Origin of the sequence: Neobacillus sp. KR4-4 (assembly GCF_042136325.1) — a bacterium.
GTDB lineage: Bacteria > Bacillota > Bacilli > Bacillales > Cytobacillaceae > Neobacillus.
Genome location: NZ_JBHHJU010000010.1, coordinates 162,848 through 179,114, shown reverse-complemented (window position 1 = coordinate 179,114; position 16,267 = coordinate 162,848). Strand labels below are relative to the sequence as shown.

The window sequence follows — 16,267 nt, the reverse complement described above, 5'->3', positions numbered from 1 at the left end:
TCGCCCTTGTTAAAGGGATGTCAAACCATTGGCGTGTTTGTCAAGAGCGATTGCGGGCACCTCCGCTACAAAAAAGAGAGAGGAAATAAACTTCAGGTCACTTTTTCATAGAAGTTTTGACACTACCTTTTGGAATCACAACTGTGAAAATCGTCCCTTCGCCTTCATGCGAGGAAAAGGTTATATATCCCCCTAAACCTGCAATTGCTTCTTTTACAAGGATTAACCCGATTCCGGAATTGCTTTGACGATTTTTTGTAGAAAAGCCATTTTGGAAAATTTTTTCACCAATGCTGTTGTTTATGCCTTTCCCGTTATCTTCAATTTCGATGATCAGGTCTTTTCCTAAGTCGGTTAAAAACAGAGAAACTCTTTTTTCTACCTTCCCATTTTCTCTCACAGCATCAAAAGCATTATTAACAAGGTTACCGATAATCGTCACTAACGTATCCCTGTTAATTTCATCAGGCAAATCTCTAAAACTGCTGTCACGATCGATTGTAAGATGAATCTTCAATTCACTGGCTAAACTAACCTTTCCTAAAATAAATCCAGCAATAATCGGATCAGGAATTTCCCTCATTAAGAAGCTAATAAATCCTTGTGTGACATCCACTTCCCTTGAAATGAAATCAATCGCCTCCTTATAGGAACCAAGCTGGATCAAACCTAGCAGTGTATAGAGCCGGTTGGAATACTCATGTGTCTGAGCCCGCAGGCCTTCAGCATATGCTTTAACATGAGACAATTCCTGAATCAAATTAGATAACTCTGACTTGTTTCTGAAGCTGGCAACAGCTCCAATTACCTCATCTTTTTTATTAAAAATAGGGATACGATTCACCAAAAATATCTCACCCCAAATCGTAAATTCCCGATCATACTCTGCCAACCCTGTCCGAACTACTTCATATAGATGAGTATTTTCAATAACATCATCAATCTTCTTTCCACGGAGGAGAACGTTTAATGGAACATTGAGAATTTTATGTGCAGTTTCATTGACGACGGTTATTCGTCCATTCGTATCGATGGCGATAATCCCCTCATGGATGGATTCTAATATGGCATGTTTTTCCTGGTACATCCAGGCGATTTCTTTCGGTTCAAGTCCAAAAATAGCTCTTTTTATATTTAACGAGATTAATAATGCAGCTAGTAATCCTCCTAGTAAAATAATCATGGTGGTGATAAAAATTTTCCTTCGTATCTTTCCTACTTCTTTTTCAATATCTGTTTGAAGATAGCCTACTGAAACAACACCAATTACTTTGCCCTCACTAAAAATAGGCGCTTTCCCTCTTAGAGAAGGACCGAGAGTTCCGATTGATTCAGAGATAACCGATTCTCCTTTAAAGACTCGCTGATTATCTCCACCTACCATTTTTTTCCCTAAACGGTTAGGATCGGGATGAGAATAGCGAATTTCCTGGCGATTACCGATAACTATAAATTCCGCACCAACCTGTTTGCGAATTTTTTCAGCGATTGGTTGAATAATGGCAGAAGGGTTTTTATTAGAAAAAGCTTTTTGTATCTCAGGCATATTTGAAATGGACTGAGCCACAGATAAAGCCTTCGTTCCTTTTTCATGCTTAAGATTGGATTCCATAATATTTTTAAAGGTTAGTTCGAAAATCCCGCCGATGAAGATAATTACTATAAAAATTCCTAGCATTAATTTCGTATGTAATCGCATACATGCACCTCTACTTCTATCATATAGAAAAAAACTCCTTAAAAAAAGGAGTTTTTTGCAATAATCAGAACTTTTAGAATGTCATCCTTCTTCATTTATGACCACATTTTTTCCTCTCATCTTCATTAATACCGGGATCACCAACCAAAGAACCGTCATAATTAGGAATCCTAATGAAATCGGACGAGTGAAAAATGGTCCAAAATCTCCATTGAAAATCGTTAAAGCCCGACGCAGATTATTCTCAACCATTGGCCCTAAAACAAGTCCTAACACTAATGGGGCAATCGGGTAATCATGTTTATTTAAGAAATAGCCAATGACACCGCAGCCTAATAATAGTAACAGGTCATAAACAGAGACTTGTACCGCATAAACGCCGAAAATAGAGATTGCAATAATAAGAGGAATTAAATACCGCTTTGGAGTCTGAATAATTTTTGCAAACACCTTTACGAGCGGCAGGTTAAGAATGAGCAACATGATATTTCCAATAAACATACTAGCAATCAACCCCCACGCAACTTGGGGATGATCTTCAAATAATAACGGACCTGGCTGAACATTATACATCATCAGTGCCCCCATCAGGATGGCGGTTGTACCCGATCCTGGAATTCCTAAGGTTAATAATGGAATCATTGCTCCGCCTGAGGCCGCATTGTTTGCCGATTCCGGCGCTGCCACACCAGCAATGGCCCCCGTTCCAAATTTAGATGGGTCTTTAGCTATCTTCTTTTCTAAAATGTACGAAAAAAAGGATGCTAGGGTCGCTCCCGCTCCGGGTAAAATCCCGATAAAGAAACCTAAGATGGAACCTCTAGCGATTGGTGCGGCCGATTCTTTCAACTCTTCTTTAGAAGGGATTAAATTATTAATCTTTGCCATTTGTGTATCTTCTTCTTCTTTTTCCAAGATCGTTTTGAATACCTCTCCTAGGGCAAACAAGCCTACCGCAATCGTTAAGAATTCAATGCCTTGATATAACCAAGGGATATTAAAGGTAAACCGACCAATCCCTGAAACATTGTCAATTCCGATCGTAGCAAGCAGCAAGCCACATACGGTCATAATCAATGCTTTCGTAACGGACTTACCTGCCAACCCACTAACAGCCCCAAGGCCTAAGAGCATAAGCGAGAAATATTCAGCGGGTCCGAATTTAAGGGCTAGATTTGACAATGGTTTCGCCAGAACAATTAGGGCAATTAATGTCACGATACCCGCCACAAACGACCCAATCGCGGCAATTGACAAGGCACTCCCTGCCCGTCCTTTCTTAGCCATTTGGTAACCATCTAATGTGGTCACCACGGACGATGACTCTCCAGGAGTATTTAATAGAATAGAAGTAGTCGATCCCCCATACATAGCCCCGTAGTATACACCAGCAAGGAGAATAATAGCGCTCGTGGCCGCTTGCTCAGGAGGAAGACCTCCTGTAATGGAAGCAGTAACAGGAATAAGTAAGGCAACACCGCTCATCGGGCCAATCCCCGGTAACACCCCGACAGCTGTCCCAATTAATACCCCAACAAAAGCAAAAATCAAATTATACCAAATAAGTGCAGAACCAAATCCATGCAACAAATAATCCAGAGTATTCATTCTATCTCCTCCTTTCATCCTAAATAATATGGTGCCTGACACCATGATCTAATCAATTAAACCAAATGGGCCACCCTGGAAGTGTTCCTTTTAGGACTTCGACAAAAATGAAATAAACCAAGGCAGAGAAACCTCCAGAAATGAATAGTGAGGTAAGCCATTTTCCTCGTTCCATTGTTTGAAAGCAGACAAAAAGAAATAGGAAGGTTGTGATCACATAGCCCACGGATTCTAGCGTCAAAATATAAACGAGAGTGGCGATAAAAATGATGATAAAAGGCTTGTACTGCAGTTTTTCTTTTTCCTTCTCCTGCTTTTTTCCACTAAAGGTTTCATAAAATAAACGAATACTTAAGATCACTAACAGACCCCCGAGAAATAATGGAAAGATATCCGGACCCACTACACTCCCATATGAGGAGCTGGCAATATTCCTGCTTCCAATAATAAATAAGGTTCCTACAGTTAGAAACAATATAGCAGCTATACGATCAAATTTAATGTCCATTTAAATCCCTCCAATCCGTTTACATTAAAATATGAAAGGGAAGGAGAAAGTCCATCCTTCCCTCTTTAATTACTCCTGCATTCCTAATGCTTCTAATAATTGTTGAACTTGTGTTTCTTGGTCTTCTAAGAACTTTTTAAAATCTGCACCGTTTTTATATTCTAATTCCCAGCCTTGTGTCTCAACCTCCTTCTTCCATTCAGGGGATTGGACTAATTTATCAATTGTTTTTTCCCAATATGATTTTGCTTCCGCTGACATTTTTTCAGGTCCAAAAACTCCACGCCAAATCGTAAATTCTGCATCAACACCTTGTTCCTTCGCAGTTGGAACATCTTTAAAATCGCCAGCTAAACGTTCAGATGAAGTAATTGCAAGCACGCGAACTTTACCAGCTTTAAGGAATTCTTTCACACTAGAGGCATCTGTCCCAATGACATCCGCGTTTCCACCAAGTAATGCTGTAATGGCTTCTCCACCGCCATCATAGGAAACATATTTAATTTTAGTTGGGTCCACCCCGTATTTATAGGCTGGTAGAATCGAAACTAAATGGTCCATTGAGCCCGGTGCGGATCCTCCTGCAAATGCCAACTTTGCAGGATCCTTTTTAACCTCTTCCAAAACTGACTTTAGATCTTTAAATTTGGAATCAGTTTTGACAACAATCGCGCCATAGTCTTTCGTTAACTGTGCTAATGGAGTGGTATTTTTATAACCGTACGGGCTGTTACCTTCTTTCTTTAAATTGTTGATAATAATTGGCGGTGAATTGACAAACAACATGTCGTTATTTTCTGCCTGCTGGGTGGCATATTCTGCCATAAATACGGCTCCACCGCCGCCAGGCTTGTTCTCAACAGTTAATGGTTGTTTTACTAGCTTTGTTTCGCTTAGCACTTTTGTGAACGATCGAGCGGTTAAATCCCAGCCTCCACCTGCTCCAGAAGGTGCGACAACACTAATTGCTTTAGTTGGATAACCAGTTCCCGCCTCTTTTTTCCCTGAGCTCGCTGTTTCTTTACTGCTGCAAGCCCCCAAACTTAGTGCCAAAGCTCCTGCACACATAACTGCTGAAATTCTTTTCATCGAAAACATTTCATTTCCCCCTTTGTAAACGTTTTCTTAATTTTACAAAAATTTCGAGGATTTCATAGATTATTCATATAAACGGCATTAAAAACTTAACTACCATTTTGTTCATAAAGTTCATGGTGTAAATATTGAATGATCAACACGTGAAAAACTCCTGCAATTACGGTGCAGGAGTACTGTTTTTTATGAATAGAATACTTTTTTTATAAAGTCTCCTATTTCACCTAAAGCCTTCTTCGCCTCTGGTAATCGATCACCACTAATCTGCCAAACATGCCACATTTTGTCCCATATTTTAAAGGTGACCTCTACGCCTGCCTGTCGTGCTTTATTTGCCAGCAGCTCCGCGTCACTTTGCAAAATTTCATGATTCCCTGCTTGGATAAATAAGGGCGGGAATCCAGTAAGGTCTGCAAAGACAGGTGAAATAAGCGGATGATCGAGGGGAGTCTTATGCCCTGAATACATTAGCGCGGCATCTTTAACACCTTGAATCGTTAGATAAGGATCCACCACTTTATTTTTCCGATAACTTTCCCCGCTGCTGGTTAAGTCGACCCATGGTGATAAACAAACTATTGCCCGTGGCAGCGGCTCATTCTGATCTCTTAAGACTAAGGTGGCTGCTACACTTAAGCCCCCGCCTGCTGAATCACCTGCAAAAATAATATTGGCAGGATCATACCCTTGACGCAAGAGCCAGCGGTACACAATGACGGCATCTTCAATGGCAGCAGGAAAAGGATGTTCCGGTGCGAGACGATATTCTGGAAAAAGAACCTTCATATTAGCTGCCTTCCCGATACTAGCTGCAAGTGGTCGATGGGTATTAGCTGAGCAAAATGCATATCCTCCGCCATGTAAATAAAGGATTACTTTTTCTTCCGAACTGTTTTCGGAGGAAAGCCATTCAGCGTACAATCCTTCAATTTCCAATTTCTGAACCTTACAGTCTTTCGGCAGTTTAGCTAGCTTTCTAGCAACCGTGTCCAGCATTTGCCTTTTTTCATGCATTCCCCTTTCTGAAATACCCTTCCTTAACGCTCGTTCGACCGAAAGTTTAATTCCTTTCTCAATCAAAAAACTTCGAAAACTTGCCATCTCCCAACCTCCTTTAAACCCAAATTTTGCTAATATCATTATACTAGAAAAACCTTCCAATAAAATAGTTAGGATTTTATTGTTTTTCGAAAATTTTGTAAAAATTCGTACGAATTCTTCCATTTCCTCTTGCCTGTAGTACAATGGAAGTATCTGTTAGACTTTTTCGGAGGTTTTTCATTTTATGAATCGATTGACCGACCATTTAATCATCATTTCATTTGATTGCCTTTCAGCTTTAGATTTTCCACTATTAACCGCACTCCCACACTTTCAATCCATTTTAAAAAATGGTGCCTTGGTCAAAAATGTCAAATCTATTTACCCATCGGTAACCTATCCTTGTCACGCAACAATTGTGACGGGTAATTATCCGAGGCGGCATGGGGTCATTAATAATACCCTTATACAACCGGGAAGACGATCACCTGATTGGAATTGGTACCGGGATTGTATACAAGGAACCACATTGTATGACGAAGCGAAAAAATCAAATTTGACTACGGCTGCCCTATTGTGGCCCGTAACAGCAAATGCAAATATTGACTACAATATGCCAGAAATTTTTGCGAACCGGCCATGGCATAACCAAATTCTTGTTTCGCTAATGAGTGGCAGTCCCCGTTTTCAATGGGACCTTAATCGAAAATACGGACATATCCGTAAAGGGCTGAATCAACCGGAATTGGATGACTTTGTCCTAGAGTCAACTGTCGATACGATTAAAACTAAGAAACCAAATCTACTAATGGTTCACTTTACCGATTTAGATACACAGCGTCATTATCACGGCTTCTCATCCGAGGAAGCTATGGCGGCAATCGAACGTCATAATTTCAGGCTTGGCAGGATTATTAGTGCCTTAAAAGAAAGTGGCATTTATGAAAATTCCACGGTGGTGGCATTAGGTGACCATAGTGCCTTAGATGAAAATAAAGCGATAAACCTCAATGTTTTATTCCATGAGCAAGGTTTGATCACCTCGAACGGAAAAGGGAAAATAATTAATTGGAAGGCGTATTGTAAAAGTTGTGATGGGTCTGCATATATTTACATTAAAGACAATCACGATACCACAACCTTACAGGAAGTAAGGCAATTAGTAGATTCCTTGCTTCATAATCCTGAAAACGGTATTGAATCCGCTTTAACCGGTGCACAAGCTTCAGAAAAAGGAGCAGATGGAGCTTGTGCGTTTATGCTTGAAGCACAAAGAGGATATTTCTTTTTAGAAGACTACGAGGGGGAATTTATCAAAACCATTACTAAGGAGGATGTCAGCAAGGATCATAAGTACACATTAGCATGTCATGGCTATTCACCTGAGAAAGAAGAATATGGAACTATTTTTATGGCAGCTGGAAAAGGAATTCAAGCAGGCACCCTGCCTTCAATCCGTCTCATTGATGAAGGCCCCACATTTGCCCGTCTTCTTGGATTAGATTTAGGCCAGACAGATGGAAGGGTTATCGAAGAGATTTTGAAATTTTAAAAGGGGGAAAATCTATGAGCCGGATGTCAAAGCAAGAAAAGAGCTGGGTTTTATATGATTGGGCAAACTCTGCTTATTCCATCCTCATTACCACAGCCATATTTCCATTATATTTTAAAGCAGCGGCGAAAGAGGCAGGACTTGCAGCTTCGACTTCCACAGCTTATTGGGGCTATGCTAATTCATTTGCTACCCTGCTTATATCACTTTGTGCCCCTATTTTAGGAAGTATCGCCGACTTCAAAGGATTAAAGAAACGTCTTTTTACCTTTTTCTTTACATTAGGAATTGTTTTTACCTTGCTGCTTGCAGTGGTCCCAAGTAATCAATGGCTTTTTTTATTAATTTGCTATATGGTTACCGTAATTGGCTTTGGAGGGACAAATATTTTCTATGATGCCTTTCTTGTCGATGTAACGACAGAGGATCGGATGAATCAAGTATCCTCACGAGGCTTTGCAATGGGTTATATCGGCAGCACCATCCCTTTTATCATTAGTATTGCACTTATTATATTATCCCAGCAAAATATCATCCCCTTATCTGTGACTGTCGCAAGTCAAGCGGCCTTTGCGATAACCGCCCTATGGTGGGGATTATTCACGATTCCAATGCTTAAAAATGTCCAGCAGGTTTATTATAAGGAACCAGTGCCAAACCCGATTTCCAATGGCTTTAAACAACTATTTGACACCTTTAAAAAAATCAAACTATACAGATCCTTGTTTCTGTTCTTAATTGCTTATTTCTTTTATATTGATGGCGTCAATACGATTATTACCATGTCGACAGCCTATGGTTCTGACCTAGGCATTACATCTACTAACCTATTAATTATATTATTTGCTACACAAGTAGTGGCTGCACCGTTTGCCATTTTATATGGGAAACTTGCCGATAAATTCAAAGGCAAAACAATGCTGCTCGTGGGAATCTTTGTTTATATCATTATTTGTACGTATGCCTATTTCTTAAAGACCACATTAGATTTTTGGATCTTAGCGATGCTCGTGGCATCCTCACAAGGTGGAATCCAGGCCCTAAGCCGTTCCTATTTTGCCAAACTCGTTCCAAAGGAAAATGCCAATGAGTTCTTTGGTTTTTACAGTATTTTTTATAAATTTGCAGCGATATTAGGGCCATTCCTGGTTGGATTCACGGCTCAGATTACTGGAAATACAAACAGCGGTGTGTTTAGCTTAATTCTTCTCTTCATTATCGGAGGCACCATCCTACTGCGCGTTCCGGAATCAACAACTATCACAAAATCGAATTCACTTTCTCAATAAAAATGACTAAGACCTCAATTTTGAGGTCTACTTTTTTAAAAAGTTGGTTTATGCGATTCGCTGATTAAACTCAAAAATTCGCCAATTGAACCCGATAATTGCTGGGAATAAAAAAAGAACATACCAAAGGCACATTCTTCGTCGAAAAAATTATTTTTTCATTAATTTTTGAATAGTAATTAAAACCTCATCCAAGACTTCCAAATCACCTTCCTGTATTCTTTCAACAACACAGCTCTTTAGATGTCCTTCAAGCAGGATTTTGGCAACACTATTTAAAGCGGACTGAGTGGCCGATATCTGGTTAATGACATCATCACAATATGTATCTTTTTCAATTAAGCCTTTAATGCCGCGAATTTGACCTTCAATACGGTTTAATCTTGTGACAAGATTATTTTTCACTTTATCGGAATGATGACTTTTACGATCACTTTCATCAAGTGAGCAGCAAGGATCATCAATAAGCTCATTTTCCTTTCCGACTTCATTTGACATTGCTCCGCCTCCTTTTTGAGATGATTATATCATACACCATTTATTTTCATTTCACATATGAATGATATATAAAAATATTTGACTGTAATCCACAGAAATATTTTTTAACTTTTCTGATTATTTATTCTAGCTTTATTTCCTTATCTTCATATATAATATTTTCATAACTATTTTGAAGGGTGTTGGTTAATTTGGCAAACAAAGCTGATGTGAAAAAAATCTCTGTTAACTCAACAATTTCATTAAAAGGAATTGTCAAAGCCATTTTCAACGATACCGTTCATGTGCAGATTGGCGGTAAAATTATCACGCTTCCAGCATCTGAATTGCTGATTGAAAAGCCTGTCCAATAGTTCATTTATCTTGTAAATCCAAGCAATAGCAGTAAATTAGTATTTTACTAAAGAAAAGCCCTTCACATCTTTTGTGAAGGGCTGTTAAAATAAGCAAAAATTATTTCCAATCATTTATGATCTATTCTTCATCGGAAACACGCAATTGCTCTAATACATCTGGTGGAAATACCATCCGGCAAATAACTTTTGAAATCTCTCGATAGTCTGTACTTTTCCCACTAACGATTACGGTTCCGTGACTATTCTCCACTAAAACTAATATTGACCAAGCGACAGCTTCTAAATCCAAATCCTTCCACGTTAATCCATTTTCTTCGGCTTGCTTTAAACCGAACAAAATTTTTGAATAAATTTTCCTTCGTGCTTCACCTAAAAATTCAGCCAGACCAGGGTCTTTCAGCATCAATTCAGGCAGGACGCGCTGCAGACCTAACTCACTTAGTCGTTTATTATGAGCTTCTAATAATGATGCTAACAATGATTCCGGATCCCTTGAAACCCAGCTCGGTTCAGGTGGGAGAAGCTTGTCAATTTTATCTTCTAATACCGACATTAATAGCTGGCGTTTATCAGAGAAATACCGATAAAAGGTTCCGGTCGCCACCCCGGCATGGGCTGCGATTTCCTTAGCCGTCGTTTGCTCGTACCCACAAGAAATAAATAGATGCAATCCACTTTCAAGCAATGCATTCCTTTTTTGCTGAGCCCTCTCCTGCTTTGGGAGAAAAGGGAATTCACCAATTAATAGGTCATGATTGTCCGGCATTTTATCACCTCATTTATATCATACCACTTTTTTAAAATTTGAACCACAGTTCATGTTTTCGTTGACAGACCCTTCTCTCCATGCGATACTTGAACTACGGTTCATGTTAAATTGCTATTATTGTATAAACACCCCTTTACAAAATAGTTGGATCGTAACATGACCGATTTTTTATTAAATAATCCTCTATCTATGCAGGAATTCATTATATTTTTCCGAATAATTTAATGTAATATTAATTGTGCTTCTAACATTTCGAAAGGCGTTGATATTGTGGCAAACCAATCTGAATCCAAAAAAATCTCTGTTAATTCAACCATCTCCTTAAAAGGAATTGTAAAAGCCATTTTCAACGATACGATTCATGTTCAAATTGGTGGTAAGGTTATTACATTGCCTGCCTCTGAATTCGCAATCGATAAAACTATAAAGTAATTTGTATAGTAAGGAAGCCCACCACGGTAGTGATGGGCTTTTCTCATGGAGTACTTAATTTCTGGTAACAAACACAGGACTCGATATGGTCATTCACCATTCCAGTCGCTTGCATAAATGCATAACAGATAGTCGAGCCAACAAACTTAAACCCGCGCTTCTTTAAATCCTTACTTAATTTATCACTTATTTCCGTGACTGCAGGAACATCTTTCATTTCTTTAAAGTGATTTTGAATTGGTTTACCACCAACAAAGGACCATATGTACTTACTAAATGAGCCAAATTCGTCGACGACCTTCAAAAACGCATGTGCATTGGTAATAACAGCATTGATTTTGAGTTTATTTCTGACAATTCCTTCATTATTTATTAGTTCCTCGATTTTCTTTTCGTTATAGCGTATAATTTTTTCAGCCTCAAAGTTATCAAAGGCCTGTCGATAGTTCTCTCGCTTCTTTAAAATCGTATACCAGCTAAGACCTGCCTGAGCCCCTTCAAGATTTAAGTATTCGAATAAAAGCCGGTCATCATAGACTGGAACTCCCCATTCATGATCATGATAGTCAATATATAATGGATCCTGATTTACCCAACCACAGCGATTCATTATCAAGATTCCTCCCATACTCCCTTGATTGTTTCTTTAGTATTACATATTTTTTCAAATAGAAAAACCTCCCTCAGCAAAAAGGAGGCTAAAACAAAGTTTTTATCCTATTTTTATAGTAAGATAAGAGTATATATAGTAAAGAAAGGACTCAGCTAAGAATGAATTATAAAATGATTGTTTTAGATCTCGATGATACGTTACTACAGGACGACCATACAATTTCCCCACGGACAAAGAAGGCGTTAATGGATGCCCAGGAAGTGGGAGTTAAGGTCGTATTAGCATCAGGGCGACCAACCTATGCCATGTATGATATTGCTGAAGAATTGAATTTAAAGAAGTACGGAAGTTTTATTCTTTCTTTTAATGGGGCAAAAATAACAAACTGTCTAACCGGTGAAGAGCTTTTTAGCAGCACTTTGTCCCCTGAAACCGTACATCACCTCTACGATTTAAGTCGTCGTGAGAATGTTTGGATACATACCTATGTCGGCGACACCATTGTAACCGAAGCCGGGAATCAATATACCGATATTGAGAGTGAAATTACTGGTTTAGAAATCTTTGAGGTTGACAGCTTAGTAGATTCTGTGAAAGAACCTGTGGTTAAGGTGTTAATGCTTGAAGATGAAATGAAGCTTGCCAAAGTGGAGAAAAAACTTCAACAGGAATTAGCTGGTCAACTAAGTGTAATGCGTTCAAAACCTTTCTTTTTGGAATTCACCGAAGCAGGTGTAACAAAAGGTACGAGTCTCAACCACTTGATTGGACAACTCGGAATTAAACGCGAAGAAGTTATTGCTATAGGAGACAGCTACAATGATTTAGCAATGATAGAGTTTGCAGGACTTGGTGTAGCCATGGGCAATGCACCAGCCGATATTAAGGAAAAAGCTAATTATGTGACCGACACCAATATGAACGATGGTGTGGCAAAGGTCGTTGAAAAGTTTGTGTTGAAATCAGTACAGCTAGTGTAAATTAAAATTCATACATCAAACGCATGTGGTTTATAACAAAACCACATGCGTTTTTTTGTAAACAATGCACCAATTGCCTCTGACCTAGCCCAATCATGTCCCCTCTTATGAATATTAAGCATAAAATATCACATTCAAAAACATAAAAGGCGGAGAGAGGTATGGGATTATTCATCAACAAAAATCATCATCCGGAGGTCTACAAAAATAAAGGACAGCTGCAAACAAAAAATCAGATGATTTCAAGACAGGATTTTCTGTCAGAACTCGTACAAGAACAGCAAAAAGCGAATACAGCACTTAATAAAGCGTTATCTGAAATAGGCTTACAAACACAGTTACAAGAAAAAACACAATTCACTCAATGGAACCATATTGAATCACAGCTGAATGATTTACGTAATCGTTTGGAACGAAGCGAGGCTGTGAATCATCAACTTGTCAAACAAATGAATGAACAATTGGAAATACAAAAAGAGGTTTCAGAAAAAATGACGAAACAAGAGAAGTTTCAAGGGGGAGTTTTACTGCGCCTGGACAACCAAGAAGCACTAATGGACAAAATCTCCCGGCAAATCAATCATATTCGTTCGATTTTGTTTGAACGAACAAATTATTTAGCCGCGAAAATAGACGATGGCTATAAAATTACCTCTTCCTATGTGTACAAATTAATGACAGGAACAGAGCAGCCATTAACATTTTTGTTGATGAATCAAAAGAAAGAAGAAAATCACACACAAACAGACTGAATCCACTTAACTTTACAATTAACCATGTTCCAAAATAAAACACCTCCAGTCGTCAAATCACATCGACATTGGAGGTGTTTATATTGATTTTTAATTAAGCCACACGCTCATTCGTGTTATTAGAGGTTGCAGATTTTGTTACGAAACTAACAGCAAATGTAACTACTAAATTGATAATTAATGCGATAACACCCACATTTAGATCCTTAACAAATTGCGGTAGTGCAGGGAAAAGAGTCCCAACAGTTGAAGCACTGATTGTAATGTAGGCAACCGTAAAGACCCCTACTGCGATACCTGCGAAAGCACCTGCTTTTGTAACTACGTTGTTTTTCGCTAAGCTGAAAACCAATGCTGGGAACAATTGTGTAACAAGACTGTAACCCATTAATAACAAGGTTACTAAAGTGTCCCCGCCCTTAAATGTAAAGTATAAAGCGATAATTGCAACAACTGGTACTAAGTTCTTAGCTAATTTAGAAACTTGAAGGTCTGTCGCTTTTGGTACAAAGACCTTATAGACGTTTTTCGCTAATAGAGTAGATGCGGACATCATAATCATCGAACCTGGAACAATTGCTGTTAATAGACCAGCTGCACCGATTAACCCAACTACCCAAGGATCAAACGTCTGCATTGAAAGTTTTAATAAGGCAAGGTCACCGTCTGCCCCTTCTAACCCTTTCACCTGTAGGATGGCAGCAAAACCAACGAAGAAGACAAATAATAACACTAACTGATATAACGGCATGATAATCGCATTCTTACGGAAAACCTTTGAACTTTGTGCAGAATAAATGGAACCGAAAGTGTGCGGCCACATATAGAAACCAAGTGCCGTTAATAATACAGTTGATATGAACCAGGAAACACTTAAACCAGTTTCAGGCATAGCAAGGAATCCCGGTTTTGCAGCTTCAATTGCTTCAAACATTGGTTGGAAACCGCCATAGTAATGAATTGGCAGATAAATCCCTAAGAATAAAACAATCCCCAAAATCATGATATCCTTAATAACGGCTGTCCATGCAGAACCATGGATTCCTGAGATCATTACGTAAACCGTTACAGCAATAACACCAATCCAAATCGCTGCAGTGGATGAGATCGAACCACCTGAAGCTTCAGCAACGATAATCCCTAAACCTTTTAATTGAAGGACAAGATATGGAATAAGCGCTACTACGCCAACTAGCGAGACAAAAACACCAAGTAACGGGCTTTTGTATTTACTAACAAAAAAATCAGATTGAGACATTAAATTGTTATCTTTTGCATATTTCCAAATTGCAGGAAGCAACCAATAGGACATAATATAGGCTAAACAGCCGTATCCTAGAATATAATAAGTTGGGCCTCCTTTACCATAAGCCCAGCCGCTTCCGCCTAAGAAAGTAAACGTAGTGTAAATTTCCCCTGCCATTAATAAGAAGACAAAGATGGTGCCGAAGCCGCGGCCCCCAACAGACCATTGTTCAAGACTCATATCCTTCCCTTTTTGAGCTTGAACTCCGAGGAAGATGGATAACGCTAAAAATCCGAAAATGATAATTAATGCCGTATTCATTAGATCTCCTCCTCCTTATTTGCTGGGTCCATTTTAAACACAAGCGCCATAATTCCTGAAGTAATAACTACCCAAAGAACAATGTAAAAGAGAACAAAAGGCATTCCGAACACGTAGGGAGTGACCTTATTGACGAAAGGAACTCCGCCAAGTAATCCAATAAATGGTATGATTGCAAGAAGTTGATGTAATTTCATAGATAAACCCCCAATATTAGTTTATATTGATGCCTTCTTTCTATTTATATAGGCGGACCTTCGTGGAACCTTTTTTCTATATAAATTCCACGAAGGAACTAAATTGCGTATTTTTTAAGCTAAAAATTTAAAGGTCGCATGCAGGAACGTTTTTACTCCAATTTCTAGTGCGTCTTCATCGATTGTAAAACGTTCGTGGTGATGTGGATAAGTAATACCTTTCTCCTCATTACCTGCTCCAACATAAAAGTAACAGCCTGGAGCTTTTTCCATAAATGCAGAGAAATCTTCTCCACCCATATTTGGCCTCATCATATCAAGTGCCTCTTCACCAAATACTTCTCGTACGGTTTCTTCAATGACTGCAGTCACTTCGTTATCATTGATGACAGGGCGATAGCCAAACTCATATTTGAATTCGTAAGATGCTTCATGTGCTTCAGTAATACCCTTGACCACGCGTTCCATTTTAGCTGGAATCGATTCGCGAAGTGTTGAATCAAAGCTTCGTACAGTACCCCAAAGTTTTACAGAGCCAGGAATAACATTATGAGTTGTTCCTGCAAGAAATTGGGTTACTGAAATAACTAAACTATCTAGTGGATCCGTATTCCTTGAGACGATATGCTGAAGGTTGGTCACTACTTGCGCTGCGACAGCAATGGAATCAATTGTTTGATGTGGAAGTGCGGCATGCCCGCCTTTACCATTCACTGTAATCCAGAACGTATCGGGTGAAGCCATCATCGGACCGTACACAACTCCAACTTTGCCTTTTTCAATTGGTGACCATAAATGTGTCCCAATTACTAGGTCCACTCCGTCCATGACTCCTGCTTGAACCATTTCTTCCGCTCCACCTGGGAATAACTCTTCCGCATGCTGGAACAAGAAACGAACTTCACCTTTAATATGATCCTTTAATCCTGAAAGAATTTTTGCGGTACCAAGCAGCATCGCGGTATGACCGTCATGGCCGCATGCATGCATTACACCTGGAGTTTGGGAAGCAAATTCAAAAGTGTTCTCCTCTTGAATTGGCAGGGCGTCCATATCCGCACGAATTGCAAGTGTTTTACCTGGTTCAGCACCGATTAAGCGAGCCACCACACTTGTTTTAGTCGGGCGGGAAATCTCCAAGTTTCCAAACGATTGTAAAGTATCATAGATGAATTGCGAGGTTTTTTCCTCTTGGAATGATAATTCAGGATTTTGATGTAAATGCCTTCTCCAGGCAATGACTTGTTCTTTTGTTTCTTCTGCTAGTTGATTAAGATTGACTGTTGTAGTGATACTCATGCTCGACATCTC

The 16,267-nt window shown here is 39.1% G+C and carries 17 protein-coding genes; 6 read left to right on the top strand and 11 right to left on the bottom strand.

What is annotated here, in order from left to right:
• Positions 1–97 precede the first annotated feature (97 nt).
• The 5 genes from ACE198_RS12915 to ACE198_RS12895 all read right to left on the bottom strand — a co-directional run bounded on the left by ACE198_RS12915 (position 98) and on the right by ACE198_RS12895 (position 6,011).
• Positions 98–1,699: an ATP-binding protein gene (locus tag ACE198_RS12915; RefSeq protein ID WP_375375796.1), complete on the bottom strand. Its 1,602-nt coding sequence runs from the start codon at positions 1,697–1,699 to the stop codon at positions 98–100.
• 81 nt (positions 1,700–1,780) lie between these two features.
• Positions 1,781–3,307, bottom strand: a complete 1,527-nt coding sequence (locus ACE198_RS12910) for a tripartite tricarboxylate transporter permease (protein ID WP_251461586.1) — start codon at positions 3,305–3,307, stop codon at positions 1,781–1,783.
• 52 nt (positions 3,308–3,359) lie between these two features.
• Complete coding sequence (locus ACE198_RS12905) at positions 3,360–3,815, bottom strand: tripartite tricarboxylate transporter TctB family protein (RefSeq protein ID WP_375375795.1); 456 nt, start codon at positions 3,813–3,815, stop codon at positions 3,360–3,362.
• Between the two features lie 69 nt (positions 3,816–3,884).
• Positions 3,885–4,913, bottom strand: a complete 1,029-nt coding sequence (locus ACE198_RS12900; RefSeq protein WP_375375794.1) for a Bug family tripartite tricarboxylate transporter substrate binding protein — start codon at positions 4,911–4,913, stop codon at positions 3,885–3,887.
• Between the two features lie 180 nt (positions 4,914–5,093).
• A complete protein-coding gene (locus ACE198_RS12895) occupies positions 5,094–6,011 on the bottom strand; it encodes an alpha/beta hydrolase (protein WP_375375793.1) in 918 nt (305 codons plus the stop codon).
• Positions 6,012–6,195: 184 nt separating this feature from the next.
• On the opposite strand from ACE198_RS12895, the gene ACE198_RS12890 reads away from it, so the two are divergent.
• Positions 6,196–7,503: an alkaline phosphatase family protein gene (locus ACE198_RS12890; protein ID WP_375375792.1), complete on the top strand. Its 1,308-nt coding sequence runs from the start codon at positions 6,196–6,198 to the stop codon at positions 7,501–7,503.
• A 14-nt stretch (positions 7,504–7,517) separates the two neighbouring features.
• Positions 7,518–8,792 carry an MFS transporter gene (locus ACE198_RS12885; protein WP_375375791.1) on the top strand — a complete coding sequence of 425 codons (1,275 nt, stop codon included), beginning with the start codon at positions 7,518–7,520 and terminating at the stop codon, positions 8,790–8,792.
• 150 nt (positions 8,793–8,942) lie between these two features.
• Here ACE198_RS12885 and ACE198_RS12880 read toward each other — a convergent pair whose 3' ends face one another.
• Positions 8,943–9,290, bottom strand: a complete 348-nt coding sequence (locus ACE198_RS12880; protein ID WP_375375790.1) for a metal-sensitive transcriptional regulator — start codon at positions 9,288–9,290, stop codon at positions 8,943–8,945.
• 191 nt (positions 9,291–9,481) lie between these two features.
• On the opposite strand from ACE198_RS12880, the gene ACE198_RS12875 reads away from it, so the two are divergent.
• Positions 9,482–9,643 (top strand): hypothetical protein, encoded by a 162-nt coding sequence (locus ACE198_RS12875; protein WP_180230179.1) that lies wholly within the window; start codon positions 9,482–9,484, stop codon positions 9,641–9,643.
• A gap of 121 nt (positions 9,644–9,764) precedes the next feature.
• Here ACE198_RS12875 and ACE198_RS12870 read toward each other — a convergent pair whose 3' ends face one another.
• Positions 9,765–10,412: a TetR/AcrR family transcriptional regulator gene (locus ACE198_RS12870; protein WP_375375789.1), complete on the bottom strand. Its 648-nt coding sequence runs from the start codon at positions 10,410–10,412 to the stop codon at positions 9,765–9,767.
• 273 nt (positions 10,413–10,685) lie between these two features.
• Between ACE198_RS12870 and ACE198_RS12865 the strand changes: the two genes are divergently transcribed.
• Entirely contained in the window at positions 10,686–10,847 is a 162-nt protein-coding gene (locus ACE198_RS12865) for a hypothetical protein (RefSeq protein WP_180230178.1), read from the top strand.
• Positions 10,848–10,890: 43 nt separating this feature from the next.
• On the opposite strand, the gene ACE198_RS12860 is transcribed toward ACE198_RS12865, so the two are convergent.
• Positions 10,891–11,457 carry a DNA-3-methyladenine glycosylase I gene (locus ACE198_RS12860; protein ID WP_375375788.1) on the bottom strand — a complete coding sequence of 189 codons (567 nt, stop codon included), beginning with the start codon at positions 11,455–11,457 and terminating at the stop codon, positions 10,891–10,893.
• Positions 11,458–11,618: 161 nt separating this feature from the next.
• Between ACE198_RS12860 and ACE198_RS12855 the strand changes: the two genes are divergently transcribed.
• The gene (locus ACE198_RS12855; protein WP_251460744.1) at positions 11,619–12,440 is read left to right on the top strand and encodes a Cof-type HAD-IIB family hydrolase; all 822 of its coding nucleotides are present in this window, start codon (positions 11,619–11,621) and stop codon (positions 12,438–12,440) included.
• A 161-nt stretch (positions 12,441–12,601) separates the two neighbouring features.
• Positions 12,602–13,192: a hypothetical protein gene (locus ACE198_RS12850; protein ID WP_251460742.1), complete on the top strand. Its 591-nt coding sequence runs from the start codon at positions 12,602–12,604 to the stop codon at positions 13,190–13,192.
• A gap of 94 nt (positions 13,193–13,286) precedes the next feature.
• Here ACE198_RS12850 and ACE198_RS12845 read toward each other — a convergent pair whose 3' ends face one another.
• The 3 genes from ACE198_RS12845 to ACE198_RS12835 form a co-directional block, all read right to left on the bottom strand.
• Positions 13,287–14,759: a sodium:solute symporter family protein gene (locus ACE198_RS12845; RefSeq protein WP_098575352.1), complete on the bottom strand. Its 1,473-nt coding sequence runs from the start codon at positions 14,757–14,759 to the stop codon at positions 13,287–13,289.
• Complete coding sequence (locus ACE198_RS12840) at positions 14,759–14,956, bottom strand: DUF3311 domain-containing protein (protein WP_098575351.1); 198 nt, start codon at positions 14,954–14,956, stop codon at positions 14,759–14,761. Before ACE198_RS12840 ends, ACE198_RS12845 begins: the two co-directional genes overlap by 1 nt.
• Positions 14,957–15,070: 114 nt before the next feature.
• Positions 15,071–16,255 carry a M20 family metallopeptidase gene (locus ACE198_RS12835; protein WP_098575350.1) on the bottom strand — a complete coding sequence of 395 codons (1,185 nt, stop codon included), beginning with the start codon at positions 16,253–16,255 and terminating at the stop codon, positions 15,071–15,073.
• Positions 16,256–16,267: the final 12 nt, after the last annotated feature.

What these genes read in the sequence shown, in the direction of transcription:
- ACE198_RS12855 (WP_251460744.1), top strand. Translation starts at nt 11,619, where the DNA reads ATGAATTATAAAATGATTGTTTTAGATCTCGATGATACGTTACTACAG.
- ACE198_RS12905 (WP_375375795.1), bottom strand. Translation starts at nt 3,815, where the DNA reads ATGGACATTAAATTTGATCGTATAGCTGCTATATTGTTTCTAACTGTA.
- ACE198_RS12915 (WP_375375796.1), bottom strand. Translation starts at nt 1,699, where the DNA reads ATGCGATTACATACGAAATTAATGCTAGGAATTTTTATAGTAATTATC.
- ACE198_RS12840 (WP_098575351.1), bottom strand. Translation starts at nt 14,956, where the DNA reads ATGAAATTACATCAACTTCTTGCAATCATACCATTTATTGGATTACTT.
- ACE198_RS12910 (WP_251461586.1), bottom strand. Translation starts at nt 3,307, where the DNA reads ATGAATACTCTGGATTATTTGTTGCATGGATTTGGTTCTGCACTTATT.
- ACE198_RS12850 (WP_251460742.1), top strand. Translation starts at nt 12,602, where the DNA reads ATGGGATTATTCATCAACAAAAATCATCATCCGGAGGTCTACAAAAAT.
- ACE198_RS12880 (WP_375375790.1), bottom strand. Translation starts at nt 9,290, where the DNA reads ATGTCAAATGAAGTCGGAAAGGAAAATGAGCTTATTGATGATCCTTGC.
- ACE198_RS12835 (WP_098575350.1), bottom strand. Translation starts at nt 16,255, where the DNA reads ATGAGTATCACTACAACAGTCAATCTTAATCAACTAGCAGAAGAAACA.
- ACE198_RS12885 (WP_375375791.1), top strand. Translation starts at nt 7,518, where the DNA reads ATGAGCCGGATGTCAAAGCAAGAAAAGAGCTGGGTTTTATATGATTGG.
- ACE198_RS12870 (WP_375375789.1), bottom strand. Translation starts at nt 10,412, where the DNA reads ATGCCGGACAATCATGACCTATTAATTGGTGAATTCCCTTTTCTCCCA.
- ACE198_RS12860 (WP_375375788.1), bottom strand. Translation starts at nt 11,457, where the DNA reads ATGAATCGCTGTGGTTGGGTAAATCAGGATCCATTATATATTGACTAT.
- ACE198_RS12895 (WP_375375793.1), bottom strand. Translation starts at nt 6,011, where the DNA reads ATGGCAAGTTTTCGAAGTTTTTTGATTGAGAAAGGAATTAAACTTTCG.
- ACE198_RS12890 (WP_375375792.1), top strand. Translation starts at nt 6,196, where the DNA reads ATGAATCGATTGACCGACCATTTAATCATCATTTCATTTGATTGCCTT.
- ACE198_RS12900 (WP_375375794.1), bottom strand. Translation starts at nt 4,913, where the DNA reads ATGTTTTCGATGAAAAGAATTTCAGCAGTTATGTGTGCAGGAGCTTTG.
- ACE198_RS12845 (WP_098575352.1), bottom strand. Translation starts at nt 14,759, where the DNA reads ATGAATACGGCATTAATTATCATTTTCGGATTTTTAGCGTTATCCATC.